The organism is Enterocloster sp. HCN-30185 (genome assembly GCF_037890305.1).
In the GTDB taxonomy this organism is placed as follows: domain Bacteria; phylum Bacillota; class Clostridia; order Lachnospirales; family Lachnospiraceae; genus Enterocloster.
In genome coordinates this window covers 1-11,673 of the sequence record NZ_JBBKBT010000018.1, presented here as the reverse complement: position 1 = coordinate 11,673, position 11,673 = coordinate 1, and the positions used below count along the sequence as shown (strand labels likewise).

Annotated in this window: 16 protein-coding genes; 12 read left to right on the top strand and 4 right to left on the bottom strand. The window is 42.9% G+C overall.

The window, feature by feature from the left end; genetic code table 11:
* Positions 1–13: 13 nt before the first annotated feature.
* From WKT10_RS14365 to WKT10_RS14355, 3 genes are all read left to right on the top strand, one after another.
* The gene (locus WKT10_RS14365) at positions 14–1,084 is read left to right on the top strand and encodes a hypothetical protein (protein ID WP_066546553.1); all 1,071 of its coding nucleotides are present in this window, start codon (positions 14–16) and stop codon (positions 1,082–1,084) included.
* Between the two features lie 358 nt (positions 1,085–1,442).
* Complete coding sequence (locus tag WKT10_RS14360) at positions 1,443–1,910, top strand: hypothetical protein (protein ID WP_340277921.1); 468 nt, start codon at positions 1,443–1,445, stop codon at positions 1,908–1,910.
* Positions 1,911–1,919: 9 nt separating this feature from the next.
* Entirely contained in the window at positions 1,920–2,687 is a 768-nt protein-coding gene (locus WKT10_RS14355; RefSeq protein ID WP_340277920.1) for a tyrosine-type recombinase/integrase, read from the top strand.
* Positions 2,688–2,930: 243 nt separating this feature from the next.
* On the opposite strand, the gene WKT10_RS14350 is transcribed toward WKT10_RS14355, so the two are convergent.
* From WKT10_RS14350 to WKT10_RS14335, 4 genes are all read right to left on the bottom strand, one after another.
* The gene (locus WKT10_RS14350) at positions 2,931–4,289 is read right to left on the bottom strand and encodes a site-specific integrase (RefSeq protein WP_340277919.1); all 1,359 of its coding nucleotides are present in this window, start codon (positions 4,287–4,289) and stop codon (positions 2,931–2,933) included.
* A 181-nt stretch (positions 4,290–4,470) separates the two neighbouring features.
* Complete coding sequence (locus WKT10_RS14345) at positions 4,471–5,742, bottom strand: DUF4041 domain-containing protein (RefSeq protein ID WP_340277918.1); 1,272 nt, start codon at positions 5,740–5,742, stop codon at positions 4,471–4,473.
* 42 nt (positions 5,743–5,784) lie between these two features.
* Positions 5,785–6,222: an ImmA/IrrE family metallo-endopeptidase gene (locus WKT10_RS14340; protein ID WP_340277917.1), complete on the bottom strand. Its 438-nt coding sequence runs from the start codon at positions 6,220–6,222 to the stop codon at positions 5,785–5,787.
* 12 nt (positions 6,223–6,234) lie between these two features.
* Positions 6,235–6,660 carry a helix-turn-helix domain-containing protein gene (locus WKT10_RS14335; protein ID WP_340277916.1) on the bottom strand — a complete coding sequence of 142 codons (426 nt, stop codon included), beginning with the start codon at positions 6,658–6,660 and terminating at the stop codon, positions 6,235–6,237.
* Positions 6,661–6,850: 190 nt separating this feature from the next.
* Between WKT10_RS14335 and WKT10_RS14330 the strand changes: the two genes are divergently transcribed.
* The 9 genes from WKT10_RS14330 to WKT10_RS14290 all read left to right on the top strand — a co-directional run bounded on the left by WKT10_RS14330 (position 6,851) and on the right by WKT10_RS14290 (position 11,558).
* Complete coding sequence (locus tag WKT10_RS14330) at positions 6,851–7,051, top strand: helix-turn-helix domain-containing protein (protein ID WP_340277915.1); 201 nt, start codon at positions 6,851–6,853, stop codon at positions 7,049–7,051.
* 4 nt (positions 7,052–7,055) lie between these two features.
* Positions 7,056–7,376 carry a hypothetical protein gene (locus WKT10_RS14325; protein ID WP_337933481.1) on the top strand — a complete coding sequence of 107 codons (321 nt, stop codon included), beginning with the start codon at positions 7,056–7,058 and terminating at the stop codon, positions 7,374–7,376.
* A gap of 20 nt (positions 7,377–7,396) precedes the next feature.
* Positions 7,397–7,621, top strand: a complete 225-nt coding sequence (locus WKT10_RS14320; protein ID WP_340277914.1) for a hypothetical protein — start codon at positions 7,397–7,399, stop codon at positions 7,619–7,621.
* A gap of 17 nt (positions 7,622–7,638) precedes the next feature.
* Complete coding sequence (locus WKT10_RS14315) at positions 7,639–7,833, top strand: hypothetical protein (RefSeq protein WP_340277913.1); 195 nt, start codon at positions 7,639–7,641, stop codon at positions 7,831–7,833.
* A gap of 107 nt (positions 7,834–7,940) precedes the next feature.
* A complete protein-coding gene (locus WKT10_RS14310) occupies positions 7,941–8,150 on the top strand; it encodes a hypothetical protein (protein WP_340277912.1) in 210 nt (69 codons plus the stop codon).
* Positions 8,132–8,308 (top strand): hypothetical protein, encoded by a 177-nt coding sequence (locus WKT10_RS14305; protein ID WP_340277911.1) that lies wholly within the window; start codon positions 8,132–8,134, stop codon positions 8,306–8,308. Before WKT10_RS14310 ends, WKT10_RS14305 begins: the two co-directional genes overlap by 19 nt.
* Positions 8,308–9,246 carry a hypothetical protein gene (locus WKT10_RS14300; RefSeq protein ID WP_340277910.1) on the top strand — a complete coding sequence of 313 codons (939 nt, stop codon included), beginning with the start codon at positions 8,308–8,310 and terminating at the stop codon, positions 9,244–9,246. The genes WKT10_RS14305 and WKT10_RS14300 overlap by 1 nt, the downstream gene beginning before the upstream one ends.
* 12 nt (positions 9,247–9,258) lie before the next feature.
* Positions 9,259–9,996, top strand: a complete 738-nt coding sequence (locus tag WKT10_RS14295; RefSeq protein WP_340277909.1) for a PD-(D/E)XK nuclease-like domain-containing protein — start codon at positions 9,259–9,261, stop codon at positions 9,994–9,996.
* Positions 9,997–10,007: 11 nt separating this feature from the next.
* A complete protein-coding gene (locus tag WKT10_RS14290) occupies positions 10,008–11,558 on the top strand; it encodes an ATP-binding protein (RefSeq protein ID WP_340277908.1) in 1,551 nt (516 codons plus the stop codon).
* Positions 11,559–11,673: the final 115 nt, after the last annotated feature.

Here is an 11,673-nt window from a genome sequence, read left to right as displayed (position 1 = left end):
GAGTGATCATTGTATGTCAACAGCCCGTACAAGGCGTATGCAGATTACCTGTAATAATCCAGAAGAAAAAGGGCTATCTTCTGATAGGATCAAAGAGATCATGCAGCGTTGGAAAACAGAGTATTACTGTTTTTGTTTTGAAACTGGGGAACAGGGAACGGATCATTTTCATTTGTATGTCAAATTTGTCAATCCCCAGTCAACCAGAGTATTAAGCAAGGCATTTGGAAATGCCCATGTGGAAATCATTAGATCATCTTCCAGCAGTCAAAATCGGGATTACATACGCAAGGAAGGGGCATATCTCGATTCTGAAAAAAAGGAAACGAATCATATTGAGACATTTTATGAATCTACAGAGTGTCCCGACGAATCCGAAGAAATACAGGGCAGACGCACAGATATTGAACGGATGATCTCATTAGTCCAGGACGGAGCTTCTAATGTAGAAATTGTTCAGGCGGTTCCCTCTATGGCCCTAAAGATTTCTGCGCTGGATCAGTACCGGCAGGCTTTCTATGAAGAACAGGGAAAACAGTACAGGGATGTTACTACTATTTATATTTATGGCCGCACAAGAACAGGAAAAACCAGCTCTGTCTATGCGAACCATGATCCCTCTGAGATCTGCTCTGTGATGGACTATAAAGGTACAGGGGTCTGGGATCAATACGATACAGCCCGGACAAGGGTTCTCCTGCTGGATGAATACAGAAGCTCTTTGAAAATCTCGGAGCTCCTTGCAATCTGTGATGGACAGCCCCACACTTTACGATGCCGATATTCAAACAGGGTGTGCCTGCATGATACTGTATATATTATAAGCAATATTTCGTTATTACAGCAGCATAAAGAGATACAAAGGGATGAACCGGAAAGCTGGGAAGCACTGTTGGCACGTATAAAAATTGTACGGCATTATTATGATGTAGGAAAATACAGAGATTACAGTGTACAGGAATATTTACAGGTTGAGGCTGACGGGATGATAGAGAATCCATTTGTTTTCTGTGATTCTTCTGATACGCCTTTTGTTACAGAAAAGAAAGAGGTACAGAATGGAAAACATAGTATTATATTTTAGTCCGACACAATATTCAAATGTGACAGGGATTTCCATAGAAGAAATTTTTAAGAGGATCCGTGAAGGTTCTATTCCTTATCAGATCACAGATGAAGGGATCAGGATACCTGTTACTTATCAAATTGATACATAAAAGATACAACTTGCTTTTACTTGAAATAATATAAATAAACATACTTTTTAATCAGAATACAAACGAATCGATCTATTAAAAATAAGCATACATTCACATAAGAAAACTTTTATTAGAATTATCCGCAAGCTGTATCATCTTTGAAAGGATGGTACTTTTTTTGTGCATAAAATTAGCAATGAAAAAGCTGAAACCATATGGTCTTTCCTAGAGCAGAGTGGTATAATGAATCTTGATACGGGAGAGCTTTCCGAACTGATAGAAATGACAAAACAGCAAAAATTAGAGAAAGCGATCTTAAAAGAGCACATTGAAAATTTTTACCATATCTGGCAGAACGATAAGGGTGTGTACTTAACCTATCTTCCGGCAAAAGACAAGCCCAAGGGCCGAAAAGCCGTATCTGCTTCCACACAGGAGCGTTTGGAACGAAAGATCATAGATTTTTATCTTGAACAGAAAAAGGAAGAGGAACAGGGGGCAATTACTTTGCGTAAGCTGTATCCTCAGTGGTTAAAAATTAAATCATTGGAAACCACGGCCTCTACTTATATTCGGCGAATAGATAATGATTGGAAGCGCTATTATGAAGCGGATCCCATTATTGATAAAGATATAAAAAAATTTACAAAGGCATATCTGAAAGAATGGGCTTTGTCAAAGATCCGCGAAAAATCTCTTACAAAGAAGTAGTATTATAATATGGCGGTAATCATTCGCCATATACTGGAATATGCAGTAGAAAATGAGTGGATTCCGACAAATCTTTATAAGTCCTTCAAGATAGAGGGAAAGTTATTCCGCAAGGTAAAAAAGCCTGAGGATGAAACACAGGTTTTTTTGATCACAGAGCAGCCAATGATTGAGGCTGAGGCTTGGAAGGATTTCTATGAGAACGGGTATACAACAGCGCTGGCAATTCCTCTTGCTTTCCAGATCGGAGTACGGTTAGGAGAATTAACAGCGCTTAAGACAACGGATCTTTGCAGAGATGGAAAGTATATCCATATTCAGCGCATGACCCAGAAGGTGGAACGCCAGCGGCCAGATGGAACCTGGTATCCGACTTCATGGGCTACGGTAGATCATGTAAAATCATCTGCCGGGGATCGGTATGTATATTTGACAAAGGAAGCACGGAGGATCATCAAAATTATTATGGATTACAATGCAGAAAATAATTTGCATGAGGATAATTTCCTATTTTTCCAAAGAGGTAAACATATCACTCCTACAGCTATTATCACTCGGCTCCGCAAATACTGTAATCATATTGATACAAAGCAGAAGGGGGTACATAAAATCCGCAAAAGCTATATCTCAGCTTTGCTGGATGCCGGAATCAATATCAATGAGATCCGAAAGCAGGTAGGGCATGAAGATGAACGCACCACGTTGCACAATTATGCATTTAATCGTGTGGATCCGTTGCAGAATGAGGCAGATATGGAAAGGGCATTAGCTATATAAAAGAATAAAAAAGAGGTCGACCCTGATCGACCCCAAACCAACAAAAAGAAAAAACGCCAGAACCCTTTAAAATCAAGGTTCTGGCACACTTTAGAGAGAGCTACTGACGGGAATCGGACCCGTGACCTCCGCACTACCAAGGAAAATTTTTTTAACATCACATAGAAAATTTATTGTAATTACGTTCTTTTTAAATCATTGTAATTACGTTTCGTGTGATTATTTTGGGGTCAAACAACGAAATTATTGAATCTTAGTAGTCAAATAGTAGTCATTTATGGGCATATGGGAGAGTAGCTGCTGCTCCATAACAGAAGAGGCTTCTATACCCTTGTTTTTGAAGAAGTAAGAATAAATGTTTAGAGTGGTGGATGGATCTGCATGACCGAGTATTCCAGCAACCGTCCGGACATCAATATTGTTAGCAATTAGGATGGCGGCAGCAGAGTGGCGGAGTCCGTGGGGAGGTATGTTTTCCGGAATATGCTGCTCTGGCGATTCTGCCACATACTGATTGTACATCCGGATGATTCTTTTATATTCCCCGGCAGGGCTGCATATATGCATCTGCTTTCCATTGGCCTGTGTAAACACAAAATTTTTGTTATAGTCCTTTCCGTGATATCCCTTCCAGTCTTCTCCAAGTTTGAGGGCCTGCTGCATCTGTTCGACTTTCCACGCTCTAGCCAGGCTGATTACATAAGCTGGGACGGCGTTTTGCCGCTCATTGTGCGTTTTAGTGTCCTTTAGCTCCATAGTACCGTCCACATAGTCTGTGGATTTATTGATATTGATCTCATTGGTATCCATATTGATATCCTCCCAGGTGAGAGATATATTCTCACCTCTCCGGTCTCCTATGAAAAGGGATATATAGAAATACAGCTTCCATTTGAGTTTAACGCGTATTGTCTGGGTGTAGGCTTTGACGGTATGCGTTTTTCCATTTTGCCGCGATTGGTGTTCACGGTGCACAACATCGATAGGATGCTCTAAGGCATCTATAAAACGGATCAGCTCTTCCATGGTAAAATACCTTGGCTTTGCCTCTTTGCGTGGTTTGCGGTGACCTGATATTTTGCCGGAGTAAATAAGCATATTCATGTTAAGCATCCCCTCAGATACCGCATAGCTTAGGAGTGCACTGATAACAAGACAGTCTTTTTTGATGGATGCAGGTGATAAAGGCTTTTTGGTAATGGGGCTGATATAATTTTCTTCCAGCATCTTCCTGTAATTGTTGATATCCTTCTGGCGGATATTTTCAATCTGAATGTGCCCCATAGCCGGAAGAATCCGCATTTCAAGACGCTTTTTATAATCGGCATAGGTTGTCCGGGCCAGAGTCGGGGGAGTCATATCCTTTAAGTAAGGTCTGGAGAGCTCCTGTAGGGTCATTCGGCCACCTTTTACATTTTTCCCGGATTTTACGTCACGTTCAAAATCCACAGCAAAGGCATTAAGAGCCAGCTCCAGTTCCCGCTTTTTCATTCCTGGATCGGGAGTCCATGTGGCGGTTTCCAGTATCTTTTTTCCAGTGATATCATATCCGTTGCTTACGGTGATCTGGTAGCTGTTTCCGCGTTTTCTAATTGATGCCATAACTATTCCTCCTATTTTGTTGCGACGTCGCACATTTTTTGGTATAAAAAATACACCTGTACAGGTGTAAGGAGGTATGGTACAATGTAGGTGTCTAAGCTATATTGTATCAGACCTCCGTGGCCTGTACAGAATTTATCTAAAAGCCGTTCCTGTTGGCGCAGGGGCGGTTTTTGCGTTATTAAGCAGACTGTTCCTGTTTTAAAATTTCAAGAGTTTCATTATATTCTTTAGCCACTGGAATTCGTGTGAATTTGACTGTATTATTAAAATTTTCTTTAACTACCTTTTCTATATCATCCAAAGATACTTTAAAAAATTCTTTTCTTAAATTTACTCGATTTACACTTTGTTTTTCAAAAGCTTGATGTAAAGCTGTTTCAAGAGCAGGGGCATCGTCCGAGAATATCATGGCGTGTACATCAAATTCAAAGGGGACAGAAGCACTTCCAAGTTCTTTTATACGATCCATAGGCTCTAGGCGACGTGTCATTCCTATTTTATATACATCCTGACCAAAAGAGCCAAGATTAGAAATAATATAGACATAACCTGCACGAGCATTGGCCTCACGTTCCAGAACGGTTGCTTTGTCAGCTTCTAATTGTTTTAACTTATCATTTAATTCTTTGATTTTATCGATGTATAATTGTTTTTCCACATCATCTTGGGTTTTTTGCATATACTGTATAAGACGATTGATTTCATTGGAACATTGGGTCTGGTCTTTTTCGAGTTTGGCCTTTTGACGTTCTATTTCTCTTCGAACCTTCTCTTCCTCTATCATTTGCTCTTTGATAGCCTTTTGCTGTTCGCGTTCCTGCTCTTTTTTTAATTCATATGTGTAAACAAGATTCAGTTCATCTAATTTATATTGTAGGAGTTTCTGATTCAGTTGTACATTATCAACGTCAAATAATTTATTGAGAGTTTCAAAGGATTTTGTTATTTTGTTTCTTGCAGAATCAATGGTTTTAATGGAAAGATTTAATAAAACATTATCGCATTCAGCATTAAAGCAGCGCAGTATCTGTTTGGTATTGGCATTTAACATTTTTTTAGGAGAATTTCCGTATGTCTTTATAAAATTGGAATTTTTGATATAATTTTGCTCCTCCAATTTTAGAACAGCTAAATTATTTTTGCATTCTTCAGATGAAATCCCATCATAATCAGTAAAACAATAATGCTGGCACAAAACATCACCTTCTAAGACATTGATTGCATCACATAGATTATTGTAGTCTGTTTTTTTATTATCAATTTCCTTTTCAAGATTAGTGATTTTATTATTTAAGGAATCGATATCCCCATATTTTTTTTTCAGTTTATTATTTTCAATCATTTGTAATGTGAGCAATACTATTCCTACAATAATAGAAATAATAGAGGGCCAAAACATAAATAGAATACAAATAAACCATGTTTGAAGATACCACTTTCTTTTTTTCATACCACATACCTCTTTTGCTTTTATTTATTAAAACGCCATTGGCTATTTTAATCTCAATTCAATCAATTCTTTTTGATAACCCAATACACGTGCTGCCTGTTCGATCGTATAGTCCTGATATCTGAAATATTCATATAGAACTTCATCGGAAATTAAAAATTCAACGGCAAATTTGTTGGCTTCCTGCTCTTTACGCGAATTAAGAAAGAGAGTTTTATGCTTTATGAAATAGCAGTTTTCACGAGGGTGAAGAATTGCATGACCTAATTCATGCGCCATGACAAATAAGCGCTCATTTCCTTCAAGATTTTCATTTATCCAGATACATTTATTACGCTTTAGATACATATAGCATCCTGATCGCGTGCCGATATCACCAATTGCAACTTCAATTCCGAGTGCTTCAGCTAAAGTAAAAGGATCGTTTGTCTGATATTTTTTTATGTAATAAGCAACTTTCTTTTTAATCGTGTTATTCAAGGCTGGACTCACCTACTTTTTATTTTTGTTGCCATATTTTACTTTGTTCTTTACTTTTAATCTATGTAACATAAGATCCACTTGGCCTAAAAAGAGTTCGATATCATCATCAGGTATATCTTCCCCATCATACGCAGCAGGCCCTAAATCTTTATTAAGTAATTTTTCTCTTAGCGAATCAAGATCCTTTTTTATATCTCTTTCATCTCTGGCGGTTAACATAGGGGGCTTTTCTTTTATCATATCATTATTTCCAGTTGTTAGATAGTCTAATGTTACGCCAAAATAGTCAGCTATCTTTTGCAGCTTATCATTTTTAGGTTTACTTCGCCCACTTTTCCAATCAGAGAAAGTAGATTTTGTAATTCCGGTTGCTTTTACAACGTCAGAATCTTTAACACCTTTTTCATTTCGTAACTTGCAATAAATTTCGTACATAATGAACTCCTTAAAAGTTTGAAAATCCGTACAAAAAACTATTGACAAGTTCTGAAATCCGTCTTATAATACAAATACAAAGTTCGGAAATCAAAACAGCCAAGTGTTGTTTGTTATTTTATGTCTGGTAAATGTATTATAACTGATTTCCGAACTAAAATCAATAGAAAAGTTCGGAAAGGAGAAAAATATGTATGAAAAATATGTTACATTACGAGATAAAAGAAATGTGACAGATTACAGAGTATCAATAGATACTGGAATTACGAAGTCTACTTTTTCTGATTGGAAGAGTGGTCGAAGTAATCCAAAACTGGATAAACTTCTTATCCTCGCCAAGTATTTTGATGTTCCGGTGGAGTATTTCGCAGAGACTGAGGACGGGAGGTGAGAGTATGAGTTCCATTCCAAAAATGAGAGGGATTAACGAGTGTTATGAGTGGTTGAAAAAACAGGACCCGGAAACCCAGATCACAAAATGGTGCTTCCGAAATCTTGTGAACAAAGGAATCATCCCATCCAGTAGAAGTGGGAGGTGTATTCTTATTAACCAGGATATGCTTCCAGAGTATTTGAGCCGTTGGGCCGAAAACATGGAAAAGGAAGCAGAGGTTATAAGAGAACAGGCAGAAGCAGAAAAAGAACAGGTTCTTCCAAGAGCTTCTGCGGAACAACTGCCGCACAGTGGCAAATATGGACAAATTAGAGCTATATGAGGCAATGAGAGGAGAAGAAAATGCAATCAGAAGCAATTAAGTACCAGCCCCCAGTGGAGGGTGTTGTAGTCACCCAGGAAGAGGAGCAGCAGATCCTGAAGCTGGGGCGGATCGCCGGAGAGCAGATCAGGCAGAGCCATAAGGATGTGCGGTTGTTTGGCAGGCTGTCTACGGTGATGGCGTTCCTGCTGGGGATGGAATCAGCGGTGCTGTTGTTGGTGGCCTGTGGAATTGTAACACTGTGAGAGGAGGTGAGAAAAGGATGGTTAGAGGAGCAAAGACAATAGCGGAATTTAAGATCCGTAAACATCTGGAAAAACTGGAAGAGAGAGGCCTTGTGATGGACAATATATCATTTGAGATGAAGAGCCAGAATGAAGCAGAGCTGACAGATGTGAATGGAGACAAACTGAGATTGATCTACGATCAGGAAACACGGACGGTTATAGAAATATGAGGGAGAGGAAAAGAATAAAAAAGGACCTGCACAGCGGCAACTGTGGTAGGTCCAGAAAATAAAAAACAACACTCTCTATTATGGGGGAGAACTGAGGGAAAATCAAGATGGCAAATCGAAAAAATGATGTTTTTTGTGCGGACAACCAGTATGAAGAGGCCCTGATGCTCATGGGACGGGTCAATGCGCTGGCTGGAATCATTAAGGCAAGCAGGTATACGATGATCGAATGTGAGACTGTGGCGGCAGTATTGGGGTTCGATTTGGGTGCTGAATGTGACGAGAAGAAGGAGAAAGAATGTACTACAAAGGAATAGGCCCTGAGGCTGGGACGATCGTGGAGGAAGATCAGGCATATCAGTATGCTTTAGAACGCTGCTTGCACGGGACGTTGGAAGAACAGAAAGAATTTAAGGAAGCGCTTGTGGAGTGGTATTATTCCGGGAACTGGGATGAAATAGAGGAGGAAATGTGATGGAAAATGTAATGAACATCTATGAAGGCGTGGAAAACAGACAGGTGGCTGGCAGAGGCGTGGGTACCGAGATGATGGTTTCCCGTCAGGCGCAGGAAGTACAGGCGGCTATGGTGATCGCCAAAAAGTTCCCCCGTAACGAGGTCGAGAGCTTCAACCGTATCATGCAGGCCTGCAAGCGCAGGAGTCTTGCAGAACAGGCTATGTATGAGTACCCCAGAGGTACTACAAAGGTAACCGGGCCGTCCATCCGTCTGGCAGAGGCCATGGCGCAGAACTGGGGCAACATCGATTTCGGCATCACGGAGCTGGAGCAGAGAAGCGGAGAAAGCCAGGTCATGGCGTATGCCTGGGATCTGGAGACCAATACCCGCCAGACCAAGATCTTTGCGGTGCCCCATGTGCGCAGCACAAAGCAGGGAAATAAGGCGCTGACAGATCCGAGGGATATCTATGAGATGATCGCCAACCAGGGCGCAAGGCGGCTCCGTGCGTGTATCCTGGGCGTGATCCCCGGAGACGTGATCGATGCAGCCATCGCCCAGTGTGAGGCAACGCTGACAGACAGTAATGGAGGTGTTCCGCTGGAAGACCTGATCCGTTCATCAACTGCTACTCTTCAGGAAAAGTACGGGATAACCATTCCGATGATCGAGGCTTATATAGGCTGCAATGTCAAGAGTTTTACCATGAATGACCTGATGCGTCTGAAGCGGGTGTACAAGTCCCTGGAGGACGGCATGGCAAAGCGGGAGGATTATTTTGACCTGGCAGACCATTCCCAGGATGCAGTATCAGAGGTCAATAACCCGTTTGAGAAGGATCCAGGAAAGCTTTCCGGGAAGAAAAAAGCCGAAAAAGCGAAAGAAGCTGAAAAGCCGCAGGCAGAAGCCGGAACCCAGCCGCCGGATGAAATCCCGGAGACCCCGTTCCGGTAGAAGGAGTGAGTGATGGTACTTACAGAGCATAATTATTACGGGAAAGAAGCAAATGAGTGCTTCTTCTCCGTTTCCCAGTACAAGGATTTTATGAAGTGCGAGGCCATGGCCATGGCAAAGATCCACGGGGAATATGAGAGACCTGTTACAAGGGCCCTTCTGGTCGGCTCTTTTGTGGATTCCTATTTTGAGGGGACGATGCCGGAGTTTATGAAAGAGAATCCCGGAATATACACCCGTAAGAATGAGCTTAAAAGCGAGTTCAGAAAAGCCAATGAGATCATTGGACGGGTGAAGTCAGATCCTTTGTTTATGCAGTTCATGGGAGGGGAAAAGCAGGCCATTATGACCTTTGACCTGTTTGGGGTTCCATGGAAGATCAAGATGGACAGCTATCTGCCGGGGGTCTGCATCACAGACCTTAAGGTAGTGGCAAATTTCAAAAGCCTCCCCCTCTGGCGGTATGACCTGCAGGGGGCTGTCTATCAGGCCGGCGTGCTTGCTGTGACGGATGAGTTGCTTCCGTTTTATCTGGCGGCGGCAACCAAGGAGCGTGTGGTTGATCTGGATATATTCCAGATCCCGCAGACCACCTTAAACCTCGCGCTGGATGAGATCCGGTATAATATAGACCATTTTGCGGAGGTTAAGGCCGGTCTGGTCCCGCCGAAATACTGTGGGAAATGTGATTACTGCAAATCCATAAAAGCGGCTGCCATCCGCAGTTATAATGAACTTTTGGACGTATAAGGAGCATGAACATGAAACTGGTAAAAATATTGACAGACTGCGTGCAGATCCGGACGAACCTGGCGGAATTTAAGGATATCCGGATCAATGACCTGATGAAAGTGTCGGACGGAAGGGCTTCCCTTGTGACAATGGTTACAGGGCTTACAGACACGGACGGAGAGGAACGCATCGGGGAAGAGGATTTCCTGGCAGAGATTACAGGTGTAAAGAGTATTGATTGCACGATCATCGGAAGCCTTAAGGACGGGAGATTTTTAAAAGCTATCGACACATACCCAACCACCTGTGTGAAGATTGAGCAGATCGGGGCGGATGAGTTCGAGCGGATGATCGCAGGCCCGGAAGGTTCTGGGTTCCGGATCGGGGAGTATGCATCCTATGGCTGCGGGGCCTGGGTGGATGGAAATAAGTTTTTCCAGCGCCATGCCTGCATTGTAGGAAATACTGGCTCCGGCAAATCGGAGACCGTGGCAAAGATCCTGGAAGAGACTGCAAAGCTTCCGGGGGCCAATGTGATTGTGTTTGATATCCATGGGGAGTACAGCAGCCTCTCTTGTGCATCCAATATCCGGATCGGTGAGGAATTCCACTTTCCTGTATGGATGTTCGGTTTTCAGGATATTGTGGCGAATATTCTCAAGATCCGGGAAGAATCCGCTACTACAGTCATGACAGCGCTCAGGAAAGCCTATTATGCGGTATGCCCGGACGGGAAAGAGAATAAGCCGGTGTATTTCAGTTACAGGGCGCTGATCCGGAAAATGGAGGAGATGGACAGTCAGGTGACAGAAACGGGGGAGTATTACAAGACCGGGGATAAGGCAGGAATGCCGAAAACGGTTAAGGGAGAGTACAATGGCAAGCTTACAGGCACGGTGAATCTTTTGAGGGACCGGATACTGGACAGCCGTTATGGTTTCCTCTTCCACGGGGAGCCGCAGTCCTACCTGTACGATCTGGCGGAGGCACTTTTAGGAGGGGATAAGCCTGTAAAGAACATAGATCTTTCCGCCGTTCCCCATGATGTGGCGCTGACAATCATCGGGGTGCTGACAAGGCTGGTTTTTGACTTGCAGCGCCAGCAGGACATGGACTATATTCGCCCGGTGACGATTGTATGTGATGAGGCACATGTATATATCCCTGATAATTTCCAACTGACGGCCAGCCAGCGCCGCATGGTGGAGGTGTTTGAGGATATCGCCAAGGAAGGCCGTAAGTTCGGGATCACGCTTTTCCCGGCGACCCAGAGGCCCTCGGAGCTTAACCGTACCATCGTGGCTCAGTGTGCCAACATGATTATCGGCAAGCTTAATAATGACAATGACAAACAGCTCATTAAGGGGATGCTTCCGGACGGGGACGACCAGATCATAGATTCGGTTACGATGTTCAACCCGGGTGAGGTCCTGATCGTTGGGGATGCGGTGCCGATCCCGCTTAAGATCAAGGTGGAGCTTGCAAAGGAGCGCCCGGTATCCCGTACGGTCGATTTCTGGGATGAGTGGAGCCGGGGCTGCGATGTAGATGTGACAGAGCTGGTAGACAGGTATCTGTGAGAGGAGGTGAGCAGAGCATATGGCGATCACGTTTGATTCGATAGCAAACGGGGAACTGGCGGAAAAGTTCCAGATGGCCCTGGCCCAGATCGGGCGCAACATCATGGACCCCAAT